The organism is Pantoea sp. CFCC18179 (genome assembly GCF_059412405.1).
In genome coordinates, this window is sequence record NZ_JBNBPM010000006.1 from 1 (window position 1) to 21810 (window position 21810).

Consider the following 21810-nt stretch of genomic DNA (forward strand, 5'->3'; position numbering starts at 1 on the left):
AGGGACTGGCTGGCGGCGACCTGGCGAAAGCGCTGGCGGGCGGCTCGGCGCCGTACATTGCAAACATCATTGGCAGTAGCGGGCTGGATCCTGCCGGAAAAGTGCTGGCGCACGCGGCGGTAAATGCAGCGTTAGCCGCAGCGCAGGGCAATAGCGCGCTGGTTGGCGCCGCGGGTGCCGCCACGGCAGAGATGACGGCAATGATTGCGGTCAGCGCCTATGGCAAACCGGTCAGCGAACTGAGCGAGACGGAGAAACAAACGGTCAGCGCGCTGGCCACACTGGCGGCGGGATTAGCAGGTGGGCTGACTGGCGACAGCAGCGCGGATGCGGTGGCGGCTGCGCAGTCGGGTAAGACGACGGTTGAGAATAATCTCTTTGGGGGGAATGAAGAATCACAAATTAAGTTCTTGCAGGCGCACGCGAAGGACGTAATGTCTTGTGCTGATGATCCTTCTTCAGAGTCCTGCCGCCGTGGTGAGGCTGTTAATAAAGCTATGGCTGGAGCGCTAGCAACAGGTGGTGTTGCATCCCTATCAGCACCAGCACAAGCTATGTGGGCTATAGGTGCCGGAGCTAACGCAGGAATGCAATATATTGGTAATGGTGAAATAAATCCGGTGAACTCTGTTATTGCAGGCTGGGCAAATGTCATCACTATGGGAAATGGCCTCACTGGAACAATGACATGGAATGCCGGCGCTGGTGCTCTGACCAATCATCTAAATGGAGATGATCCTCTTAAGGGAGCAATTACAACCGGTCTTGGCGCTGGTGTGGGGTATGGTGTAGGCAACTTGCTTGTTAAGCCAATTGCAAACGCAACAGGTAAGTCGGTTACAGGTGGTTGGGATCCGAAGTTCAATCCAGACCTATTGAAATACACGGAGATTAAAGGGCAACTGGGTATATCCAAAGAGATGTTGCCAAGTAAGATTCCAGGGGCAATAGGAAACGTTAGTGGTTCCTCCAGTTCTGAATACGCCGGTTCTGAAGCTCAAAAAATTATTGACAAGGTAAAAAAATGAGCATCTATAGCGATAAATTAAAAAAAGAATTAGCTCTTAACTTTTGCATCTTTTTTGGCTGTTTACTGTCAGTGGTAATCGCAGGATTATTAGTTAAATTATGTTTTTCAATCATTTTATGGCTTTTAACTGATGAGTTTGAATTGACATGGCATGAAATTTTTCGCGGGGTTAAAATCGGTGGTTTTGGAGGGGCCATATTAGGGCTTGGAATAGTTCTGTTACGAACATTCAAAGTTAAAGGTTTTTAATTTCAGGAAGGAGGAATTGCAAATAGCAATGTTCTTCCCTTTCCTTAAGATTACTATTTGGCCAACAACTTACTAATAAGTACCGAATGGGTGATTAGTAATTGGGATAAGTGGATCTATCACGGGCTATCAGTTCTATGACATGAGTAAAGAAGGCAGCGAAAATAAGTCGTTCGATTACTGGAGCGCGGCTGCAGCGGGAGTGACTGGCAGTCTTGCTCCGGGACGTGGTCTGTGGAAAAACGTTGGGATTGCGCTGGGAGGAACAGCGTTTACTGATGGGCCAGATCCCTTGGCGTTGAGTGGTGCTGCTATTGGTTCAGGTCTTGGCGGAGCCTTCGGTAAATACGCTCCAAATATTGTAGAAAAAGTAATCGGAGATAACTCCATTCCTGGACTTACGTATGACATTGGTAGTGGTGGCGTGTTCGAATTTACGAATGGTTTTGTGAAAGATATCAACAAGCCTACTCCACACTCGCAACCGAAAAAAGAGGCTAACAAATGATCCGTTCTTTCGGAAAATATGTAGCGTTGTTAATGTACAGCTGTGCATTTTTTATAATAGCGTTGTTCGTTATTGGGCTGATTATATCTTCAGTATCTTATTTAAAAGATGGGATATTTAATTTCCCTAGAAACCAAATTGAAAGAGCTATTGTATTTGGCTCTATTGCTGGAACCGCAGTATGGTTAAGTATTTTGATTTTTAATCTCTTTGGAAAAACAAAAAAACATAATTTATAGTAACTTTTATGTTTTTTTCGATGAATGGAGTCATATAGTGAAAAAACTCACCCGGTTTATTGCCCTGTTATCTGTAGCTATCACCCTGTCAGGATGCCTGCTAACAAATGATGTCGTTAATGGAAGATTCAAATATGATCCATCCCACAGCTATGCTTGGAATGTATTTGTAGCATCCAAGCAGGACCCTTGGAAAGACAAGGATGTTTCCCCTGAAGACCTGAAAATCTCTGGTAATAAACTCTATTACTGGGGAAGTCCTGATGACATTTCGTCGTATAATCTGAGTTATATTGATCTCAGAAGGCTGATAACAGTATATCCACCTAAAAGTTTCGCATCAGAAGATTGGGAGCGTTCGGGATTGATTGCTTGGCTTCCTCATATGCTGGCCTCAGACCAAGAGTCAGCTATACGCCTGTACATTGATACGATGAGAAAGGCTACAGAAACAGCGTTCAGGAACGTAGAAATGGATAGCACTGAAAATATTATGAATAGAGGATATAGCAGTGTTATTGAATCGTTTTTTAAAGGTAAAAACGTAGGTAAAACCGTCCATGTTGGGGTGAGTTTTATTGATGAGGATCTAGGCTGTGTGGATGAATACAGATCGAAGGTACACCGTCCAGACTGTGGTTATTTCATGAGCCAGAGTGGCGTTTTAGGAATGTATGAAACGCCATCATTCCTAAAAAGCAATTCAGACGGAAAAAGTTACCTGTTCAGTGGGGCTATGGGGGGAAGTTCTCTGGATGTAAGCGCTCTTTCTCGTGGGGATGTAATTAATACGCCAGAGCTTGCCCGCAAAAAACTGCGCATTTTACAGAAACTAAGTAAAGAGCTACCAAAATGGGTATTTATTTACCGGGCAGCTGAGCAAGAATACGGGTTGCCAGCACTAATTATGAATAAGGGAATAACATACTTTTACATCAGATAGTTAGTGTTAAGATATCTGATTTAAGCCGCTGGCATAGGAAGTAGTTCATTGTTAGTAAGGTTGAGTGAATAAAAATACACGTTAGCGGCAGCCTTTGAGCTGGATCTTCTTAAGACCCTTTTTCTGCGCGTAGTCTATTGCACTGTAAATGAACAAACTATCTAGGGGGAATTTGTTCAAAGGTGCTGACTTGGTCCTTATTAAAAAATAGTAAACGAAATATAAAAGTTAGATGCATAGACAATCGACTAACTAACGAGCAGAGTTATGCTCCAAGTGTTTTTAGTGTCATGGTTTTAAGAGGGTGTTTATTACCTTTAATAGAACTTCAGTTTATTAAAAGAGAAAAATATGGAATGTATCAAGTGTAATGGAACTGCTTTAAGCGATTCTGACTATTGTGCTGTATGTGAAAAAGGAATGTTTAGTAAAATTGGGGGGTGGCTTTGGGTTCCTTTTATTGGTTTGATGTTCAGTGCTTTTTTAATTTTTAAGCGGTTGCTAGACGATATTCCGTTATTGACCGGCAATTATAACGCGATGTCAAGTGCTTTGAAAATCCTGTCAATACTTGATGTGATAATGATGTTCTCCATTTTGGTGGCTTGCATTTACATCGGCAGTTTATTTTTCAGGAGGAAACGTAGACTTCCAATAGCCTATATTGTTTTTCTTATTTCAATTATTTTGTATGATCTTTGCGATATCTGGATGATAAGCCATTTTTTGCAAGTCCCTATTGATGGGGCTGATGTTAAAAGAATAACCCAAAGAGTGATTCAAGCTGCAATTTGGATTCCCTATTTTCTAATATCTGTTCGTGTAAAAAGAACATTTATCCGTTAACTAGTAAAGCAGAGATGAGAACAATCTCTACTCATAAATAAAAAGGAAATAACATGCATAAAACTATCGTAGTATCAATCGCATCCTTAATGATGTTAACTGGATGTGCGTCTAAGGTAAAACCTGAGAACGTTAAGGCGGAAAATGGCGCATCGCTTGATATCATGAGCGTGCTGGTTGATCCGAACTTAAATAATAATCGCATTGGCGACAAAAACTTGCGCGAAGTCACACCAACGCATGCTGGCGTTAATATGGGGCTCGCTGCATTGGGTGTGCTGGCAGGAAGCTTTAGCACAAATAGCTTCGATAAAGAAGTTTATAAAGGCAACAGCATTGAAACCATGCCAAACCCAACGGAATCCTGGTTTATCCCGAAAGCAAAAGTAAATATCGGTGAGTGGTTATCCAAACAACAATCGGGCTATGTATACAAGCGGCCGCTTTATGTTGGTCGAGCAACATGGTCGTTAATTTATAACGAAGTGACTAACGCTGATGCTTCCTATAAATTAAAATATAAACTAGTTTTTTACAAACAGCCTGAAACGGATAATCCATTCTCCTCTTATATCGTCGCAGAATGCGCGCCGACACCGGTTGATGCCCCTTTAGCTGAGTGGCAAGCTGGCGGTTACGCTAAAGTAAAAATGGAAACTGAAAAGTATATGAATGCATGCCTGCTGGAATTGAACAACCAGCTGCCACGTTTATTAGCTAAATAAATAATGAGTGCGGTATGAATAATTGAGCGTTAATCATTCATGCCGCATTGAATATCAGAACTAAATCACCATCCCCATTATATTGATCACGCTCGTTTGCGAAGCGGTAACAAACGGGATGTCTTTAATATGCTGCATACCAAACGCTTCGTAGAACTTGCGCGCACGGACGTTATCGCCCAACACTTCCAGCCACAGATAGCCTTCGTGCTTGTCTCGCGCCTCATTAATGATGCTCTCGAACATCCAGCGGCCGTAATTTTTGCCGGTCTCTTCGGGATTCAAGTACAACTTATTCAGCAGCGCACCGGACATGCCAGAATCTGGCACTGGCGTGTTCCATGTCACTTTAGCGAAGCCGACTGGCTTATCGGTTTCAGCGATCAGCCAACTCTCATTCGGTGCCGCCAGGCTGCTATTCAGCTCGACAAGGCCGTACTCTTTGTCAATAAAGGCATCCAGTTCTTCTGCGGAAACCCACATATGTTTGAAATGCGCGCTGTAGGTCATGCGGCCAAGCAGGTGCAGCAAATCTGCATCTTCTGCCCGAGCTTTGCGTATGGTGAACTCCATGCCAGACATCCTTTCTACGTTCTTATTATTAAACATAATCGTTTGATTCTTAGGGTCAGACACCATAGCGCGTTGTGCGGCAAAACCCAATCGTCCAACGTGAACTCTGAGCGCTGAGCAAGACGTTTTAGGAAACTATCGGCTTCTCGTTTTCCTAATTGCGCGGCGGTAGCACTTTTTGCAACAAATTTGCGCGGAAAAACTTCATTATGCTCCCTGTACAGGTTTCCAATACTTGTACAACTTTAACCAGGCCACTTTGCCTGACAGCTGATTAACTTATTTGGGGTCAACTATGCGTCAGAATGGATATACGCCGAGTTCAGTCGAGGCCATTGCCAACTACTTCAGCAAAGCTTCTTTACCGTCACAGCAGGAAACCCTGGGACAAATTGTGGTTGAAATCCTGCGTGAAGGACGTAATCTCAACCGCAAATCGCTCTGCACCAAACTGCTACGTCGTCTGGAAATCGCGGCTAACGCAGAAGAAGAACATCATTACCACCAACTAATTGGTCTATTATTTGAGCGTGATAACTGATGCAAAGTCCCGGTTGTATTGCGCGACATTTACTCTGAAATGAATAACTCGTTATGAATAGAAGTGAACAGCAGAAAATAATCGATGAAATTATTGGGGAAGCCGCGCTGACGCTACTAAAGCTATCAGGTCCGGTGAATACCCAAGCGTTGATTGACCAGCTGATGCTGATGAAAGAGCAAAGCAGCGATAATGAGCAGCGTGCAGCCGTTATCGCCGCCATCAATGATGTGCGAGACAGTATTCTGGCCGGGAAGAAGCGCCGTGAAGAACAGCCTTCAGCCGATAACGTCCTGCAACTGTTTGGCAATCAGGAAAGTTCAGGCAGCAACCGCAAGCATTAATCGTTAGGCTGACGTTTAAAAACATTTGAGCGTATCGCTATTATTTCGGGACTGGAATCATGCTGGAAAACCATGATCTTTATTCTGCGCTGCCTGACACCGAGTTGGCAGAGCATTTTCGCACGGCAGACAATACGTTAAGAAACGAAGCGGCGATATTATCGAAAGTGATTCGTGAAGTATTGGCGATAGAAGGGCGCGTAAGTAATAAATCGATTATTCTCTGGCTGATCATGGCGCTGGAATCCACGCAGACTGAAGGCGAAGCGGATATCTTGCGTCGCACCCTGGAAATCGTAGTGGGTTATACGCCAGACGATGCGTGATAGTGCGATATATCACACGATAATTAATGCATCAAATCAGCCAGCAAACGCATCGCGGCATCGCATAGGTGCCGCAGCTCTTCATCCTTGCTTTTTGATTTTATAGCATGCAGCGATGATGAAATATCATGTGCTTTAAAGCTGCGTTCTTCCTTGATAAATTCCGCAACAGCCTGGCCTATTATTGCATAAAGGTCCGACGTTAAACCGTTATCATCTCTCACGCCACCTCCGGGACTTGTATATATATACAGTCTGACACAGTGAGTAAAGTGACGATAGTCTTTTCTCGCGCTTCGCTTAAATAACGGCTGAATAAGCGCAGCGTTAAATAGCCATTATTTAAGCGTTAATGATTTTCGATGCCACCTTCTTCTTCCGCCGCTTTGATTACCAATGGCTAATGCGCTGGCGCTAGCAGGATCGAACAGCGATAAACTCTCAATCTGATGCACCATAATCACTTTTCGAAATTCCAATGCGCTCTTCGGCGATGAAGAGAAATTAATATTGTGATTGTGATACCACTGGCTGTAATTATGCTCAATCGCCAGGTTTAAGGTACGCGAATCACGGTATCCGCTGAGCATCGGAATCAGCACGATATTGGCGGTGCTGGCATGCTCAAACGTTGCCGCATGAATCATGCCGATATAAATGCGACGGGATTTCAGCGTCACCCACGCCAATTGGCCTTCTTCCATACATTGCAGCAGTAATTGCTCAATACCATTGGAGCGCGAAAGATATTGATATAACTCTTTACGACTACCAGCGGTGAGACGGGCGCTGCCAGCCCAATTGGAACGATACATACAAAACATAATGGCAAATGCCAACATCAACACCACTGGCGCTTGAATACCGAGGAAGCTCCACGTCATGAAATCGACGTTCCAATGCACATTCTCGGAAGAATAGAGCGCAAAGGCGTTATTGATACCTGAAGCGAACAACAGCAATAGCCAAATAATCCCGGTCGCCAGTACGCCTTGCAGCACGAAAATACAGCCATACAGCGCGATGAGAAAATAAACATCCCAGCCAAATGAACGTTTGATTTTTAAGCGGCTCGACATGTCGCGACTGGTATACCAATAGCCGCATACCATCATGACCATGAATATTGCGGTGCCCATTAGATATCCTTTAGCGTATTGATGTGTGCAGCAAAATCGCGTTGTACTTCGGGACTTAACGGATTAACCGAAGCGTTACCGTCTTCATCGATAATAATCCGGTCACCTTCCTGAATGGATTCTTTAATATCCTGGCGCGTCATCACCTGCATTAATGCTTCTGGGCTGCCAAACAGGGAAGTTAAAAATCGAAACATAAGCGTGCGATCCTGCATAATTAACGTGCAGGCAGTATGGCACAACCAGAGAATTACCCGGTTTTTGCTGACGGATAATCAGTAATATCGTAGCGTTTCCAGATTAATCTGTCGCAGAAAAAAAGCAGCCATATTAACCACTGGCTGCTTCTAGCGGGTAATCAGAACAGGTTGCGATACAACGCAGTGATCATCTCTACGTTGCATTCACGCGGGTTGCCGCCGGTACACACATCGGCAAATGCCGCCGCCGCCAATGCGGGCGCATCGTCTTCTCGCATACCAATATCGCGTAGGCGCAGTGGAATACCGATATCGCGATTAAGCGCTTTCACTGCATCAATCGCCAGCGTGCGTGCTTCACCTAATGAACAGCTATAAGCGCCTTTCACGCCTAGCGCATGGGCGATATCGCGATATTTCTCGCCGGTAAATTCAGCATTGAATGCCATGATGTGCGGCAGCAGCACCGCATTGGCGATACCGTGCGCGGTACCATAAAACGCGCCCAGTGGATGCGCCATGCCGTGCACCAAACCGAGCCCGACATTGGAGAAGCCCATGCCAGCAATGTATTGGCCCAACGCCATGTCCGCCACGCCCGCGGGTACGCCTTTTACCGAGTCACGCAGCGAACGGCCGATAATTTCGATGGCTTTCAGATGGAACATGTCGGTCATTTCCCATGCGCCACGGGTAATAAAACCTTCTATCGCGTGGGTGAGGGCATCAACGCCGGTTGCCGCTTTCAGGCTGGCTGGCATGCTGGCCATCATCTCGGGATCGATGATGGCAATCGCTGGAATGTCATGCGGATCGTAGCAAACGAATTTGCGCTTCTTCTCTTCGTCGGTGATGACGTAATTGATGGTGACTTCAGCGGCGGTGCCAGAAGTGGTCGGCACGGCGATGATCGGCACCGATGGATTGCGTGTGGCGGCACCGCCTTCCAGCATGCGCACATCGTTGAATTCCGGGTTAGCGATCATCATGCCGATGGCTTTGCAGGTGTCCTGCGGCGAGCCGCCACCGACGGCAATCAGATAATCTGCGCCCGAACGGCGAAAAGCCTCAACGCCGGCATGCACCACATCCACCGTGGGATTGGGAATGACTGCGTCGTAAATTTCAAAACTCAGGTCGTGCTTTGCCAACAGATCGGTGATGCGCGTCGCTACCGAAAATTTGATCAAATCTTTGTCGGTGACCACTAAGGCCTTGGAATAACCGCGTTTGTGGATCTCATCGACGATCGAATTAATCGCGCCAGCGCCAAAGTAGGCGGTTTCATTGAGGATCATTCTGTTAATCATGTTAATTACCTTCACGTAGATGCCAGATTTAATTTTTTTCGATTAAATTCATCAAGATAGGATGTTTTTAACCGCATCTAGATTTACGGCGTAACCGACATACAGATATTGCGTTGCCTCAATAAAAGCGCTGTTTCTAATTGGCTGGAGTTGGGATAGGCGTGGGTTAATACTTGCACATGTCGTAGCGGCGCGATTTATCGCGTTCAGTTGATTTTACAAGATCAACACAGCGCGATAAATCGCACCGCTACGATGCGTGCGATCTGGGATGCGGGTTTTATTGCTTTAAATAACGTGCATCAGAACAAATAACGTGCGCCAAGGGTGAATTGATTTTCAACCAGATGCGCTTTCATCTGCTCATCTTTCAAACCGCGTGCATTGACGAAGTTATTGTAACCGCTCTCAATTTTGCCCATATCCACGTAGCGATAGCCAAGGTCGATTGAAACGCGCTCAATTGGCGTATAGCTGATACCCGCGCCAAGGCTATAAGTCAGATTATTTTGCGTGCTGGATGCGTATTCGCGTGATACCACACCTTGCCAGCCGCCCGCTTTAATCTGGCTCACACCCAAACCGGCGGTGCCATACAGTGAAAAGTTGTAACCCAAATCATAATCACGATAGACGTTAAACATCAGGCGCTGCACATCGGTTTGCAGGTGGTTGTAGCTGGTAGCAAAAGTGGAGGAGCCGCTGGTGAATTCTGCGCCTTGCGCAAAGGTATATTCACCCTCGGTGCGCCAGCCGTTGCCCCATTGATAGCCTAGCGCCAGTGCGGCGGTGGCTTGGTGGGCTTTCTCATTACCAGCTACAAACTGGCCGACGCCAGGGCGTGAGCTGGTGTTCATCTCTTTGGCGTTTTGCTGGTTTTGCAGATATTTGGCCGAGCCGTAATAGCCTTCGTCAGCGACAGCGGAACCGGCGAACATCATTAAGGCTAAGGTGCTGCATAATGCTTTAATTTTCATATGAATCCATTCTCTTCGTCAGTGGGATAAACGGAGCGCTAGCGTTCCTGGTGACGAATCATATGAAAAGCCAAATTGGGAAAATATTAGGTTGATTACGCAAGGGAATAGGTAGAACTACGCAGGAAAAAGCCGGCAAACCGGCATTAACATCACAAACCTAAGCGCATCGATTCGGCGCGTTTCGCGGTGTCATAGACATATTGCAGCATCGGCTCGAGATCGGTATCTGGGCCTGAGCTAATGATCTTGCCACGCAGCCATTCGATCTCGCTGGTGATATCCGGTGGGAATATAGTGTTGTTCTGCGCGTTACGCAGCCATTTGAGCAGAAAGTTGTTCTTGCCGCGCACGCCGCCCGACTTCTTGGTTTTCGCATTGATTTTCAGCGCCACCAGTATGCAGTAATAGAAGTGAACGCGCTGGCTGTAGCTATTCGGGATCATCGTTTTTCACCCGCCACAACATGATAAAAATGTGAGGTTGATCGGTTTTCCATTTGCCGGATTCCTGCCGAAAGTCATCTAAAAGCGCTGATTTATGCTCTGAAGCGCCCTAATTCCGCGCTGTAACCGCGCGGTAGACGAACCATATGCCAATCACCAACATTGATGCAAGCCGACTTAATCTGGGAAATTTTGCCCGGTTGCGCGATAAATCGCGCCGCGACAAAAACGTCCGCTTAGTGAATTAAGCGTTTCGCTGAGCGATGCGGGAAAAATAAGCGAAGCGCCCGAAAATCCAACTTTAACGCCACCTAAACCAAGCCCGTCTGGCAAAATCGTGATCTGCGTCTACACTTAATGCTGACGATGTTCGCAGTCAGGTTGCTGTGTGAGCGATTATCTTGTTGGCTTGTGGAGAGTTTCGCAGCAAAACAGCATGTTATTAGCAAAATCTCACTGTACGCAGCATTACGCAGCCTGACTCCGAGCATCCTGAAAGCTAAAGCCCAGGATACAGGAGGAGAGTCGTGACCCCCGCGGTTAATCAGAACAGTACGTTACCGTCGTTAAGCGGCGGACTTTATGCCTTCTTTTTTGATGTCGATGGCACATTGGCCGCGATTCAATCGCAGCCCGAATCAGTTTCCATTCCCGCCTCGGTGCGTCAGCATCTGCAACAAATCTCCAATCTTAGCCACGGCGCATTGGCGCTGGTATCTGGCCGCCCGATTGCGCAACTCGACGCTTTAGTTGCGCCACTTGAAGCGCCCGCCGCCGGTGTGCACGGTGCCGAACGGCGTGATGCCACCGGTCGCGTGCATCGCCACAGCCTGCCGGGCGATATCGCACAAACCTTGCAAACAGAATTGCAGCAAACCTTAGACCAATGGCCGAACACGCTGCTGGAAGTGAAGGGCATGGCGTTTGCGCTGCATTATCGCAACGCGCCGCAATATGAACACGCCATCATGCAATTGGCCGAAGACGCGGTGGCACGCTTTCCCGAATTGGCGATGCAGCCCGGCAAATGTGTGGTGGAACTGAAACCGCAAGGTATCGATAAAGGTGCCGCGGTACGTGAGTTTATGCAGGAAGCGCCATTTATCGGACGCATTCCGGTATTTGTGGGTGACGACCTGACAGACGAAAAAGGGTTTCTCGCGGTGAACGCGATGCAGGGAATTTCTGTCAAAGTCGGTGAAGGGGCCAGCCATGCGCGTTATCGCCTCAACGACGTTGAAGACGTATGGCACTGGCTCGAACAACTATTATTACAACTAGAACATGACAATGTTGGTAAGGAGTTTAGGTTATGAGTCGTTTAGTCGTCGTATCTAACCGTATCGCGATTCCCGATGGTAGCAAGGCGAGCGCTGGTGGGCTGGCTGTAGGCATTTTGGATGCACTGCGTGACACCGGAGGATTATGGTTTGGCTGGAACGGAGAGATCAGCGAGTTCTCAGGTGAAGAAGAGGATGAGGAACTCACGCAGGTCGAAAAAGACGGAATTACCTACGCATCGCTGCCACTGAATCAAAACGATTACGATCAGTATTACCTGCAATTCTCAAACACCGTCATTTGGCCGGCTTTCCACTATCGCCTTGACCTGGTGCAGTTCCAGCGCGAAGCCTGGGACGGTTATTGCCGCGTCAACACCTTGCTGGCGCAGCGCCTGAAACCACTGCTTAAGCCAGACGATGTGTTGTGGATTCATGATTATCATCTGCTGCCGTTTGCTGCCGAGTTGCGCAAATTAGGTATCAATAATCGCATCGGATTCTTTCTGCATATCCCGTTCCCAACGCCCGAGATCTTCAATGCATTGCCGCCGCATCAGGAGCTGCTGGAAATGCTGTGCGACTATGATCTCATGGGTTTCCAGACAGAATCCGATCGCGTGGCCTTCCTTGATAGCCTGAGCCAGCTGACGCAGTTGCAGAATAAAGGTGAGAAAAAGCATCGCGCCTTTGGCAACACCTTTATGACTGAGGTTTATCCGATTGGTATTGAACCGGACACCATTAAAGAGATGGCGGAAGGGCCGTTGCCACCGAAAATGGCGGCGATGAAGCGCGATCTGGGCGATTTGCAGAATATCATTGCTTGTGAACGTCTGGATTACTCAAAAGGCTTGCCGGAACGTTTCCTGGCATACGAAGCCTTGCTGGCGAATTTCCCGCAGCATCGCGGCAAAATTCGTTATTCGCAAATCGCGCCGACTTCAAGAGGCGATGTGCAAGCGTATCAGGACATTCGTCATCAACTGGAAACGGAAGCGGGGCGCATTAACGGCAAATACGGCACGCTCGGTTGGACGCCGCTCTATTATCTCAATCAGCATTTTGACCGCCGCCTGTTAATGAAGATTTTCCGTCTTACCAATGTCGGTCTGATCACGCCGTTGCGTGATGGCATGAATTTGGTGGCGAAAGAGTATGTGGCGGCGCAGGACCCGGATAATCCCGGCGTACTGGTGCTGTCGCGCTTTGCCGGTGCGGCGCAGGAACTGACGTCGGCGTTGATCGTCAATCCGTACGATCGCGATGAAGTGGCGGCGGCGCTGGATCGCGCGTTAACCATGCCGCGCACCGAACGTATTTCACGTTATAACGATATGATGGCGGTGTTGCGCAAACAGGATATTTCGTACTGGCGCGAGAGTTTCCTCAAAGACCTAAATACCTTGCCGGTACGCAGCGCCGATCACGGCACGGCAAATAAAGTCGCCACCTTTCCGAAATTAGCTTAAATCATCGTAGTTTTTGGGCGGCCTCTACGGGCCGCCATCTTCAAATTACTCACTATTTTTCGGTCACCATAAATGGCGCCCCTCAAATGCTAGCGATGTTTTTCGTAGGGTGGCCATTTATGGTGACCGAATACCAAAGCCTCACGTCATCGCCATTCTGCTGACCAAATTCACTCAACCACTGCGCAGCGTTTTCACGCGCCACAATAACTGCACGAAATCGATTTCATTTCTTAACGCGCTAACCCGCTCATCCAGAAGAAAAATCGCACGAATGGGTTAAAAAACACGCAATCAAAAGCGAAAAAAAGCTTTTTTTCATCGCAACCCTAAAGATTCCAGGTGGTACGCCGATAGTTATGACGTAGCAAACCGTAATTTTGCCAATTCATTCATTTTGCTAATGTAACGCTCTGTTACATCCCCTGCCGCACCCTAAACACTCCCTACAATGCCCTAACAGTTCCCAGGCGCGCTGCGCCCACTCTTCACGCTTCGCTAGCAGCTTGATGTTAGTGCCTCTGGGGAATATTCCCTGTAAGTGATTAATTTAGAAGCAGATAAATTTAGCCTGTTTTAGAGTTTTATGCTGCCATTGATCCACGATTAAGTGTCTTATAGCAGACTAAAGCCAACAAAGCAGATAACTGATCGCGTCGTAATGACAATCCACCACACAGCCTAAAATGGGCGCTTACGCGAAGAAATATTAATGAAATAAACGATTTTTGCACAAAAAATAGACAACAGAAAAGCGAAGCTGAAGCTTTGGTGAAAAAATTTGCCTTAAAAGTGTGATGCAGGTCACACTTTATCTAAAATTTCGCACCACTCACGTTGTATGTAGAAATCAGACGATATAGATTTGCCTTGTTTTCAGATTAGTCTTAAAAAACTGTAAGCAGACGTCACGGAAGATGGTTACAACTCAAGCAAAGAATGGCCTGGAGTTTTGACTCTACTGGAACGATTTCCACCGAAAAATAGGAAACGTTCAGTGCACGTTGGCGTATGCCTGATTATTTTTTGCCATCTTTAGATTTACCAACCAGCAACCCGAACCATAGAACCTTTAATTCTGTGGCCGTATATATGTCGCGACTATCAGGATGGAAAAAAATGGGTACATCAGAATTACTAAAACATATATATGACATCAATCTGTCATATTTGCTTCTTGCTCAGCGTTTAATTAACCAGGAAAAAGCTTCAGCAATGTTTCGTTTAGGCATCGATGAATCGATGGCAGATGCATTGTCACAATTAACTCTACCTGAGATGGTAAAATTAGCGGAAACCAACCAATTGGTTTGCCAGTTCCGTTTTACCGACCACAACCATATTAATCGTCTGACTCAAGAGTCACGCGTGGATGATTTGCAGCAAATCCACACCGGTATTTTATTATCCAGCCGCTTACTGCGGAATGCGTCGAAAGATGACGTCTCTGCGAAGAAGAGGGCCGTTTAATGACCGAAAAAAGTATTGTTCAGGAAGCGCGCGATATTCAGCTGGCAATGGAGCTGATTACCTTGGGCGCACGACTGCAAATGCTGGAGAGCGAAACGCAACTCAGCCGCGGTCGCCTGATTAAATTGTATAAAGAGTTACGCGGTGCACCGCCACCGAAAGGCATGCTGCCATTCTCTACCGATTGGTTCATGACCTGGGAACAAAATATTCACTCCTCAATGTTCTGCAATGCCTGGCAGTTCCTGCTGAAAACCGGCTTGAGCAATGGTGTGGAAGCGGTGATCAAAGCTTATCGCTTGTATCTTGAGCAGTGTCCGCAATCGGACGAGGGCCCGCTGTTGGCGCTGACGCGCGCCTGGACCCTGGTGCGATTCGTTGAAAGTGGCATGCTGGAATTGTCTGACTGCAAGTGCTGTGGTGGGAGCTTTATCAACCACGCGCATCAGCCGGTAGGCAGCTTTGTTTGCAGCCTGTGCCAGCCGCCATCACGTGCCGTAAAAAGACGTAAACTTTCTGCAGATTCTGCCGATACCTTTCCACAACTGCTGGATGAACAGGTTAAACGCGCCGTTTAAGTTTGTTCGCATCGTGGAAACAATCCAGCAGCGGTTAATACCGCTGCTTTTTTTTTGCCTGCGATTAGTGAATAACACCTGCGGCTCTCTGGCTTAACTTCCATCAACACGTTACGGACGTAAGGATTTTTTTGTGCTGATTATTCTGGGTTATATCGTGGTTGTCGGCTCCGTATTGGGCGGCTACATGATGGTTGGGGGACATTTAGGGGCGCTTTATCAACCGGCGGAGCTGATCATTATCGGCGGCGCGGGTATTGGTGCCTTTTTAGTCGGCAATAATGGCAAGTCGATTAAAAAGACATTAAAAGCATTGCCATTGTTAATGCGCGGCTCGAAATATAACAAAGCTGTATACATGGATTTAATGGCGCTGCTTTATCGCCTGATGGCGAAATCACGTCAGCAAGGCATGTTGTCATTAGAACGCGATATTGAAGACCCCGCTCAGAGTGAAATTTTTGCTAACTATCCGCGTATTTTGTCCGATAAACAGTTGGTGGATTTTATTACCGACTATTTACGTTTGATGGTGAGCGGAAATATGAATGCTTTCGAAATCGAAGCGCTGATGGACGAAGAGATCGAAACCTACGAACACGAGTGTGAAGTACCAGCACAAAGTATATCGGCGGTGGGTGATGGCTTACCGGCTTTCGGTATCGTGGCGGCGGTAATGGGCGTGGTACACGCACTGGCCTCTGCCGATCGTCCGGCGGCGGAACTGGGCGCCTTAGTGGCACACGCGATGGTCGGTACCTTCCTCGGCATCTTGTTGGCCTACGGCTTTATTTCGCCGCTGGCGTCAGTTCTGCGTCAGAAATGCGCGGAAACCACCAAGATGATGCAGTGCGTGAAGGTGACATTGCTCTCCAGCCTCAACGGTTATGCGCCGCAAATCGCCGTCGAGTTTGGCCGTAAAACGCTCTATTCCGCTGAACGTCCGTCGTTCACCGAGCTGGAAGAGCACGTGCGTAACGCCAAGAATCCGGCGAAACAAACTTCGGATGAGAATTCATGAAAGCAGGCAATCGCCCAATTGTGCTGGTTAAAAAGCGCAAACATAAAGGTCACCATGGCAGCCACGGTTCGTGGAAGATTGCCTATGCCGACTTTATGACGGCGATGATGGCGTTCTTCATGGTGATGTGGCTGTTGTCGATCTCCAGCCCGAAAGAGTTGATTCAGATTGCTGAATACTTCCGTACGCCGCTAAAAGTGGCGCTGACCGGCGGACAACGCAGCAGTGACAGTGAAAGCCCGATTCCTGGCGGCGGCGATGATCCAACGCGCAAGGATGGCGAAGTGAAGAAAGTGGTCGATCTTGATGCGCAGAAAAAGAAGCTGGAAGAGATTCGCCTGAATCGCCTGCGTGAAAAGCTCGACCAATTGATTGAAGCCGATCCGCGACTGAAAGCGTTACGCCCGCATCTGATCATCAACATGGTGGAAGAGGGGCTGCGCATTCAGATCATTGATAGCCAGAATCGCCCAATGTTTAAAACCGGCAGCGCGGACGTTGAGCCGTATATGCGCGACATCCTGCGTGCCATTGCGCCGGTGCTGAATGATATTCCGAACAAAATCAGTCTTGCCGGCCACACCGATGATTTCCAGTATGCCAACGGCGATCGTGGCTACAGCAACTGGGAACTGTCGGCCGATCGTGCCAACGCCTCACGGCGCGAGCTGGTGATTGGTGGCCTCGACGCCGGCAAGATGCTGCGCGTAGTGGGCATGGCCGACACCATGAAACTGAAAAATCGCGGTTCCAACGATGCGGTTAACCGCCGTATCAGCCTGCTGGTGTTGAACCACGATACCCAGGCGGCGATTGAAAAAGAGAATGCCGAGAGCGATGCCGTTCAGGTCAGCGACCCGGCGCAAATTATTCCCGACATTACCGCACCGGCGGTTCCCACTGCCCCAACAGGTTCCACTGCAACACCGGCTGCGCCGGCGGCTGCAACGGCGCCCAAGGCAGCGACCACCGGCGCGGTGACACCAGACCAACCCTCACAGCCGAGGTGATCCCGTGAGCATGGACATCAGCGATTTTTACCAGACGTTTTTTGATGAAGCCGATGAGCTGTTAGCGGATATGGAGCAACACCTGTTGGGACTCGATCCCCAGGAGCCCGATTCCGAGCAGTTGAATGCCATCTTCCGCGCCGCCCACTCCATTAAGGGCGGAGCCGGTACATTTGGCTTTACGGTATTACAGGAAACCACCCACATCCTGGAAAACATTCTGGATGGTGCGCGCCGCGGCGAAATGCAGCTCAGCACCGACATCATCAACCTGTTTTTGGAAACCAAAGATATTATGCAAGAACAGCTCGATGCCTATAAAACGGCGCAGGAACCGAATGCAGAAAGCTTTAAATACATCTGCGAAGCGCTGCGTCAGCTGGCACTGGAAGCAAAAGGCATCGCGCCTGAAGCACCAAAAGCGGCCGACGTGGTTGAAATCGCCGCAGCGGTTTCTGCTGCCGCTGGCCTGCGTCTCAAACTGGTTGATCTGAAAGAAAAAGAACCCGATTTGATGCTGGAAGAGCTCGGCAATCTCGGCACCGTTTCCGATGTGGTAAAAGGCGCCAATTCGCTGGAAGTGACCATTGATGGCGTGGGTAAAGACGACATCGTGGCGGTGTTGTGCTTTGTGATTGATGAAGCGCAAATTCAGTTCCCGGAAGCCGCCAGCGCGGCCGCGCCGGTTGTTGCCGAAGTGGTGGCTGAAGCTGCTCCGGTTGCCACTGTCACCGATATTACACCTGCCGCGAAACGCGAACCGAAACGCGCCGCTGCACCGGCCAAAGTCAGCGAATCCAGCAGCATCCGCGTTGCGGTAGAGAAAGTTGACCAGTTGATTAACCTGGTCGGCGAATTGGTGATCACCCAATCGATGCTGGCACAGCGCTCTGGCGCACTGGATCCGGTGGCGCACGGCGACCTACTGAACAGCATGGGCCAGTTGGAGCGTAACGCCCGCGACCTGCAAGAATCGGTGATGTCGATTCGTATGATGCCGATGGAGTACGTCTTCAGCCGCTTCCCGCGTCTGGTGCGCGATCTGGCCAGCAAGCTGGGTAAAGAAGTGGAATTGACGCTGCTGGGTAGCTCAACCGAACTGGATAAGAGCCTGATCGAACGCATTATCGATCCGCTTACTCACCTGGTGCGTAACAGCCTCGATCACGGTATCGAAACGCCAGAAAAACGTTTGGCGTCCAACAAAACTGCCGTCGGCAACTTAACGCTATCAGCGGAACATCAAGGCGGCAACATCTGCATCGAAGTGATTGATGACGGTGCCGGCTTGAACCGCGAACGTATTCTGGCCAAAGCGTTGTCATCCGGTTTGCCGGTGAGCGACAGCATGAGCGACGAAGAAGTCGGCATGCTGATCTTCGCGCCAGGATTCTCCACCGCCGAGCAGGTCACCGACGTTTCCGGTCGTGGCGTCGGTATGGACGTGGTGAAACGTAATATTCAGGAGATGGGCGGTCACGTCGAAATCTCATCGAAGCAGGGCAAAGGCACTACCATTCGCATCTTGCTGCCACTGACGCTGGCGATCCTCGATGGTATGTCAGTGCGTGTGGCTAACGAAGTGTTCATTCTGCCGCTCAATGCGGTGATGGAATCACTGCAACCGACCGCCGAAGAGTTGAAACCGTTGGCCGGTGGCGAGCGCGTGTTGGAAGTACGTGGCGAATATCTGCCGCTGGTTGAGCTGTGGAATGTGTTTGAAGTGCAGAACGCCAAAACTGATGCGACACAAGGCATCGTGGTGATTCTGCAAAGCGCAGGTCGTCGCTACGCACTGTTGGTTGATCAGTTGATTGGTCAGCATCAGGTGGTGGTGAAGAACCTCGAAAGCAACTACCGCAAAGTGCCAGGCATTTCAGCCGCCACCATCCTTGGCGATGGCAGCGTGGCGCTGATTGTGGATGTTTCAGCACTGCAATCGTTGAACCGTGAAAAGCGTGTGGCCGGTGCCGCAGCGTAATAGATAACGAAAGGGTAAAAAAATGACTGACATGGCAACCGTGACCAAAATCGCTGGCGAAACCGTGGGCCAGGAATTCTTAGTTTTCACACTGGGTGACGAAGAGTACGGTATCGACATTCTGAAAGTGCAGGAGATTCGCGGTTACGATCAGGTAACTCGCATCGCCAACACGCCAGAATTCATCAAAGGCGTGACCAACCTGCGTGGCGTGATCGTGCCGATTATCGATTTGCGCGTGAAATTCTCGCAGCCGGATGTCGATTACAACGAGAACACCGTGGTGATCGTACTGAATCTGGAGCAGCGCGTGGTGGGAATCGTGGTCGACGGCGTTTCTGATGTGCTGTCACTGACGCAAGAGCAAATCCGTCCTTCGCCGGAATTCGCCGTCACGATGTCAACCGAATATCTGACCGGACTCGGCGCGCTCGGCGAGCGTATGCTGATTCTGGTCGACATCGAGAAGCTGCTGAGCAGCGAAGAGATGGCGCTAGTAGACAATCTGCGTACCGCGTAATCCGCATTAAAAAACGGGCTGTTTCGGCAGCCCGTTATCATCACTGTAGTGAATTAATTTCCTTGTAAATCAATCATAAAAGATCGAAAAACCCTACTTTTTCTCTCAATATTCCCCGCCGCTGGTCGATAACTGTTGTGTACCAACTTTTCTCTATTTTCCAGGGCAAACTATGTTTACACGAATCCGCGTTGTCACCAGTTTACTGCTGGTGTTGTTAGTGTTTGGCTTCCTCCAGTTGTTATCCGGATCGCTGTTTTTCAAAGCGCTCAGCGATGACAAATCCAGTTTCAACGTTTCACAACTGGCGAGCAAAAATACTGCCGCCATCAATGACGCTTACATGAGCCTCAATCAGAGCCGTGTGGTACTCACCCGTATTCAACTGCGTATGGCAACCAGCAAACTCACCGGCGCGGAAGCGGATATTGCCGGTCTGTATGACGACAGCAAAGCGTTCCAGAAAAATGCAGCGGATAATTATCAACTGTTCAAGTCCACGCCAGACACGCCGGGACAGGATGTGGAACTGAATAAGCGTGTAGATGAAACCTATACAGCTTATGCCAGCGCATTAGGGCAGTTGCAGGATGCACTGTTGGCAAAAGATCTGGTGCTAGCCGGTAAAGCGCCGGTCGCACAAAATCAAAATGCCTTCCTGAAAGAGTATCGCCAATGGCGTGCCGACCAGGATCGTTTAACCGAAGCGGGCGTAGCCGCCAACACTTCCGCTTATCAGCATATGATCTGGCTGCTGGCTGCGGTGATGGCGCTAGTGGTGGCGGTAATTGCGTTGTGCTGGTTCGGCATGCGCAAAATCCTGATCAAACCGCTGAATGACAACATCCAACACATTCAGCACATCGCGCAGGGTGATTTAACGCAAAGTATTGCGGTCAACGGTCGCAACGAAATGAGCCAGTTGGCGTCGAGCTTGCATGATATGCAGCAGTCGCTGGTGCGCACGGTAAGTGATGTGCGTGACGGTTCAGACGCCATTTTTACCGGCGCGAGTGAAATCTCTGCGGGCAACAACGATCTCTCGGCACGTACCGAAGAGCAGGCTGCTTCATTGGAACAGACCGCCGCCAGCATGGAACAGCTCACGGCGACAGTGAAACAGAATGCGGAAAACGCACGTCAGGCGTCGCAGTTGGCATTGAGTGCATCGGAAACCGCGCAGAAGGGCGGCGATGTAGTGCAAGGCGTGGTACGCACCATGAGCGATATCGCGGGCAGTTCGAAGAAGATTGCCGATATCACCAGCGTGATCGATGGCATCGCCTTCCAGACCAACATTCTGGCGCTGAACGCCGCCGTTGAAGCCGCGCGTGCCGGTGAGCAGGGCCGTGGTTTTGCGGTGGTTGCCGGTGAAGTGCGTAATCTGGCCCAGCGCAGTGCGCAGGCGGCGAAAGAGATCAAAAGCTTGATCGAAGATTCGGTTAGCCGTGTTAACAGCGGTTCTGAATTGGTCGGCACCGCCGGTGAGACCATGAGCGATATCGTTAATGCGGTGACGCGTGTCACTGACATCATGGGCGAGATTGCCTCGGCCTCTGATGAGCAGAGCCGTGGTATTGATCAAGTTGGCCAGGCTGTTACAGAAATGGATCGCGTGACCCAGCAGAACGCCTCGCTGGTGGAAGAATCTGCGGCGGCGGCGGCTTCACTGGAAGAGCAGGCGAGCCGCTTGAGCCAGTCGGTGGCGGTATTCCGCGTGCCGCGCGCCAGCCAGGCACCCTCGCAGGCGAAAGCCGCGGTGCGTCATCCGCAAATTGCGCCTCCGACGTTGAGTACACCGCGTAAAGCCGTTACTGCGGCGGTGAGTGATAGCAACTGGGAAACGTTTTAAGTTTTGATTAATCAGGTCGGCATGAATGCCGGCCCTACGAAAACGCAGACACTTTACCCGTAGGGTCGCCATTTATGGTGACCCACACTAATGCGCCTTTATTGCTCACCCGATAAAGGCGCATTTTTTTTACTGTTAATTTCTTTAGTTATAAAACACTGTAATCATGCTTAAACGCAGAGTTTTAATTCGTAAAGTAGCTTAAACGCCCTGAAAAATTCACAACGGCG

At 49.1% G+C, this 21810-nt stretch carries 26 protein-coding genes; 19 read left to right on the top strand and 7 right to left on the bottom strand.

The features are described 5' to 3' along the window. The 7 genes from ACPUC7_RS12895 to ACPUC7_RS12925 all read left to right on the top strand — a co-directional run. Positions 1 to 1028, top strand: a 1028-nt coding sequence (locus ACPUC7_RS12895; protein WP_494923211.1) for a VENN motif pre-toxin domain-containing protein, incomplete at its 5' end; no start/stop codon positions are given. Continuing rightward, positions 1025 to 1279: a hypothetical protein gene (locus ACPUC7_RS12900; RefSeq protein ID WP_494923212.1), complete on the top strand. Its 255-nt coding sequence runs from the start codon at positions 1025 to 1027 to the stop codon at positions 1277 to 1279. The genes ACPUC7_RS12895 and ACPUC7_RS12900, both read left to right, overlap by 4 nt. A 142-nt stretch (positions 1280 to 1421) precedes the next feature. Beyond that, complete coding sequence (locus ACPUC7_RS12905; protein WP_494923213.1) at positions 1422 to 1787, top strand: hypothetical protein; 366 nt, start codon at positions 1422 to 1424, stop codon at positions 1785 to 1787. After that, complete coding sequence (locus tag ACPUC7_RS12910) at positions 1784 to 2026, top strand: hypothetical protein (RefSeq protein WP_494923214.1); 243 nt, start codon at positions 1784 to 1786, stop codon at positions 2024 to 2026. The genes ACPUC7_RS12905 and ACPUC7_RS12910 overlap by 4 nt, the downstream gene beginning before the upstream one ends. Positions 2027 to 2063: 37 nt before the next feature. Further along, on the top strand, positions 2064 to 2969 hold the full coding sequence (locus ACPUC7_RS12915) for a hypothetical protein (RefSeq protein WP_494923215.1): 906 nt from the start codon (positions 2064 to 2066) through the stop codon (positions 2967 to 2969). Positions 2970 to 3320: 351 nt separating this feature from the next. Continuing rightward, positions 3321 to 3815, top strand: coding sequence for a DUF2569 domain-containing protein (locus ACPUC7_RS12920; RefSeq protein ID WP_494923216.1), 495 nt, complete (start codon positions 3321 to 3323; stop codon positions 3813 to 3815). Between the two features lie 53 nt (positions 3816 to 3868). Next, positions 3869 to 4540 (top strand): hypothetical protein, encoded by a 672-nt coding sequence (locus tag ACPUC7_RS12925; protein WP_494923217.1) that lies wholly within the window; start codon positions 3869 to 3871, stop codon positions 4538 to 4540. Positions 4541 to 4600: 60 nt separating this feature from the next. Here the strand turns inward: ACPUC7_RS12925 and ACPUC7_RS12930 are convergent, their stop codons facing one another. After that, entirely contained in the window at positions 4601 to 5113 is a 513-nt protein-coding gene (locus tag ACPUC7_RS12930) for a GNAT family N-acetyltransferase (RefSeq protein WP_343553482.1), read from the bottom strand. A 295-nt stretch (positions 5114 to 5408) separates the two neighbouring features. Between ACPUC7_RS12930 and ycgZ the strand changes: the two genes are divergently transcribed. From ycgZ to ACPUC7_RS12945, 3 genes are read left to right on the top strand one after another with little or no spacing between them, the layout of a single operon-like run. Further along, positions 5409 to 5654 carry a regulatory protein YcgZ gene (ycgZ, locus tag ACPUC7_RS12935; protein WP_343553483.1) on the top strand — a complete coding sequence of 82 codons (246 nt, stop codon included), beginning with the start codon at positions 5409 to 5411 and terminating at the stop codon, positions 5652 to 5654. A gap of 53 nt (positions 5655 to 5707) precedes the next feature. Further along, complete coding sequence (locus tag ACPUC7_RS12940; protein WP_494923218.1) at positions 5708 to 5998, top strand: hypothetical protein; 291 nt, start codon at positions 5708 to 5710, stop codon at positions 5996 to 5998. 59 nt (positions 5999 to 6057) lie between these two features. Then, the gene (locus tag ACPUC7_RS12945) at positions 6058 to 6324 is read left to right on the top strand and encodes a biofilm development regulator YmgB/AriR family protein (RefSeq protein ID WP_494923219.1); all 267 of its coding nucleotides are present in this window, start codon (positions 6058 to 6060) and stop codon (positions 6322 to 6324) included. A 23-nt stretch (positions 6325 to 6347) separates the two neighbouring features. Here the strand turns inward: ACPUC7_RS12945 and ACPUC7_RS12950 are convergent, their stop codons facing one another. The 6 genes from ACPUC7_RS12950 to ACPUC7_RS12975 all read right to left on the bottom strand — a co-directional run bounded on the left by ACPUC7_RS12950 (position 6348) and on the right by ACPUC7_RS12975 (position 10396). Next, entirely contained in the window at positions 6348 to 6548 is a 201-nt protein-coding gene (locus ACPUC7_RS12950; protein ID WP_494923220.1) for a hypothetical protein, read from the bottom strand. A gap of 114 nt (positions 6549 to 6662) precedes the next feature. Then, positions 6663 to 7463, bottom strand: a complete 801-nt coding sequence (locus ACPUC7_RS12955) for a hypothetical protein (RefSeq protein WP_494923221.1) — start codon at positions 7461 to 7463, stop codon at positions 6663 to 6665. Next, the gene (locus ACPUC7_RS12960) at positions 7463 to 7660 is read right to left on the bottom strand and encodes a hypothetical protein (protein ID WP_494923222.1); all 198 of its coding nucleotides are present in this window, start codon (positions 7658 to 7660) and stop codon (positions 7463 to 7465) included. The genes ACPUC7_RS12955 and ACPUC7_RS12960 overlap by 1 nt, the downstream gene beginning before the upstream one ends. 161 nt (positions 7661 to 7821) lie before the next feature. Continuing rightward, complete coding sequence (fucO, locus tag ACPUC7_RS12965; RefSeq protein ID WP_494923223.1) at positions 7822 to 8973, bottom strand: lactaldehyde reductase; 1152 nt, start codon at positions 8971 to 8973, stop codon at positions 7822 to 7824. A 302-nt stretch (positions 8974 to 9275) separates the two neighbouring features. Further along, positions 9276 to 9950, bottom strand: coding sequence for an outer membrane protein (locus ACPUC7_RS12970; protein WP_494923224.1), 675 nt, complete (start codon positions 9948 to 9950; stop codon positions 9276 to 9278). A 152-nt stretch (positions 9951 to 10102) separates the two neighbouring features. Then, positions 10103 to 10396, bottom strand: a complete 294-nt coding sequence (locus tag ACPUC7_RS12975; protein WP_494923225.1) for a hypothetical protein — start codon at positions 10394 to 10396, stop codon at positions 10103 to 10105. A gap of 527 nt (positions 10397 to 10923) precedes the next feature. Here ACPUC7_RS12975 and otsB point away from each other — a divergent pair. The 9 genes from otsB to ACPUC7_RS13020 all read left to right on the top strand — a co-directional run bounded on the left by otsB (position 10924) and on the right by ACPUC7_RS13020 (position 21580). Next, the gene (gene otsB / locus ACPUC7_RS12980) at positions 10924 to 11712 is read left to right on the top strand and encodes a trehalose-phosphatase (RefSeq protein WP_494923226.1); all 789 of its coding nucleotides are present in this window, start codon (positions 10924 to 10926) and stop codon (positions 11710 to 11712) included. After that, on the top strand, positions 11709 to 13148 hold the full coding sequence (gene otsA, locus ACPUC7_RS12985) for an alpha,alpha-trehalose-phosphate synthase (protein WP_494923227.1): 1440 nt from the start codon (positions 11709 to 11711) through the stop codon (positions 13146 to 13148). The genes otsB and otsA overlap by 4 nt, the downstream gene beginning before the upstream one ends. Positions 13149 to 14267: 1119 nt before the next feature. After that, positions 14268 to 14618 (top strand): flagellar transcriptional regulator FlhD, encoded by a 351-nt coding sequence (gene flhD, locus ACPUC7_RS12990; protein WP_008102850.1) that lies wholly within the window; start codon positions 14268 to 14270, stop codon positions 14616 to 14618. Further along, positions 14618 to 15196, top strand: a complete 579-nt coding sequence (gene flhC, locus ACPUC7_RS12995; protein WP_034821849.1) for a flagellar transcriptional regulator FlhC — start codon at positions 14618 to 14620, stop codon at positions 15194 to 15196. The genes flhD and flhC overlap by 1 nt, the downstream gene beginning before the upstream one ends. A 133-nt stretch (positions 15197 to 15329) precedes the next feature. Further along, positions 15330 to 16217 (top strand): flagellar motor stator protein MotA, encoded by an 888-nt coding sequence (gene motA, locus ACPUC7_RS13000; RefSeq protein ID WP_494923228.1) that lies wholly within the window; start codon positions 15330 to 15332, stop codon positions 16215 to 16217. Further along, entirely contained in the window at positions 16214 to 17227 is a 1014-nt protein-coding gene (gene motB / locus ACPUC7_RS13005) for a flagellar motor protein MotB (protein WP_494923229.1), read from the top strand. Before motA ends, motB begins: the two co-directional genes overlap by 4 nt. A 10-nt stretch (positions 17228 to 17237) precedes the next feature. Beyond that, on the top strand, positions 17238 to 19208 hold the full coding sequence (gene cheA / locus ACPUC7_RS13010; protein WP_494923418.1) for a chemotaxis protein CheA: 1971 nt from the start codon (positions 17238 to 17240) through the stop codon (positions 19206 to 19208). A 22-nt stretch (positions 19209 to 19230) separates the two neighbouring features. Next, positions 19231 to 19728: a chemotaxis protein CheW gene (gene cheW / locus ACPUC7_RS13015; RefSeq protein WP_007892553.1), complete on the top strand. Its 498-nt coding sequence runs from the start codon at positions 19231 to 19233 to the stop codon at positions 19726 to 19728. Positions 19729 to 19900: 172 nt separating this feature from the next. Next, a complete protein-coding gene (locus tag ACPUC7_RS13020) occupies positions 19901 to 21580 on the top strand; it encodes a methyl-accepting chemotaxis protein (protein WP_494923230.1) in 1680 nt (559 codons plus the stop codon). Positions 21581 to 21810 lie beyond the last annotated feature (230 nt).

What these genes read in the sequence shown, in the direction of transcription:
- ACPUC7_RS12960 (WP_494923222.1), bottom strand. Translation starts at nt 7,660, where the DNA reads ATGTTTCGATTTTTAACTTCCCTGTTTGGCAGCCCAGAAGCATTAATG.
- ACPUC7_RS12920 (WP_494923216.1), top strand. Translation starts at nt 3,321, where the DNA reads ATGGAATGTATCAAGTGTAATGGAACTGCTTTAAGCGATTCTGACTAT.
- cheA (WP_494923418.1), top strand. Translation starts at nt 17,238, where the DNA reads ATGGACATCAGCGATTTTTACCAGACGTTTTTTGATGAAGCCGATGAG.
- ACPUC7_RS12910 (WP_494923214.1), top strand. Translation starts at nt 1,784, where the DNA reads ATGATCCGTTCTTTCGGAAAATATGTAGCGTTGTTAATGTACAGCTGT.
- flhD (WP_008102850.1), top strand. Translation starts at nt 14,268, where the DNA reads ATGGGTACATCAGAATTACTAAAACATATATATGACATCAATCTGTCA.
- ACPUC7_RS12940 (WP_494923218.1), top strand. Translation starts at nt 5,708, where the DNA reads ATGAATAGAAGTGAACAGCAGAAAATAATCGATGAAATTATTGGGGAA.
- cheW (WP_007892553.1), top strand. Translation starts at nt 19,231, where the DNA reads ATGACTGACATGGCAACCGTGACCAAAATCGCTGGCGAAACCGTGGGC.
- ACPUC7_RS12975 (WP_494923225.1), bottom strand. Translation starts at nt 10,396, where the DNA reads ATGATCCCGAATAGCTACAGCCAGCGCGTTCACTTCTATTACTGCATA.
- ACPUC7_RS12905 (WP_494923213.1), top strand. Translation starts at nt 1,422, where the DNA reads ATGAGTAAAGAAGGCAGCGAAAATAAGTCGTTCGATTACTGGAGCGCG.
- ACPUC7_RS12945 (WP_494923219.1), top strand. Translation starts at nt 6,058, where the DNA reads ATGCTGGAAAACCATGATCTTTATTCTGCGCTGCCTGACACCGAGTTG.
- ACPUC7_RS12955 (WP_494923221.1), bottom strand. Translation starts at nt 7,463, where the DNA reads ATGGGCACCGCAATATTCATGGTCATGATGGTATGCGGCTATTGGTAT.
- otsA (WP_494923227.1), top strand. Translation starts at nt 11,709, where the DNA reads ATGAGTCGTTTAGTCGTCGTATCTAACCGTATCGCGATTCCCGATGGT.
- flhC (WP_034821849.1), top strand. Translation starts at nt 14,618, where the DNA reads ATGACCGAAAAAAGTATTGTTCAGGAAGCGCGCGATATTCAGCTGGCA.
- ACPUC7_RS12925 (WP_494923217.1), top strand. Translation starts at nt 3,869, where the DNA reads ATGCATAAAACTATCGTAGTATCAATCGCATCCTTAATGATGTTAACT.
- motB (WP_494923229.1), top strand. Translation starts at nt 16,214, where the DNA reads ATGAAAGCAGGCAATCGCCCAATTGTGCTGGTTAAAAAGCGCAAACAT.
- ACPUC7_RS12900 (WP_494923212.1), top strand. Translation starts at nt 1,025, where the DNA reads ATGAGCATCTATAGCGATAAATTAAAAAAAGAATTAGCTCTTAACTTT.
- ACPUC7_RS12930 (WP_343553482.1), bottom strand. Translation starts at nt 5,113, where the DNA reads ATGGAGTTCACCATACGCAAAGCTCGGGCAGAAGATGCAGATTTGCTG.
- ycgZ (WP_343553483.1), top strand. Translation starts at nt 5,409, where the DNA reads ATGCGTCAGAATGGATATACGCCGAGTTCAGTCGAGGCCATTGCCAAC.
- ACPUC7_RS12970 (WP_494923224.1), bottom strand. Translation starts at nt 9,950, where the DNA reads ATGAAAATTAAAGCATTATGCAGCACCTTAGCCTTAATGATGTTCGCC.
- ACPUC7_RS13020 (WP_494923230.1), top strand. Translation starts at nt 19,901, where the DNA reads ATGTTTACACGAATCCGCGTTGTCACCAGTTTACTGCTGGTGTTGTTA.
- fucO (WP_494923223.1), bottom strand. Translation starts at nt 8,973, where the DNA reads ATGATTAACAGAATGATCCTCAATGAAACCGCCTACTTTGGCGCTGGC.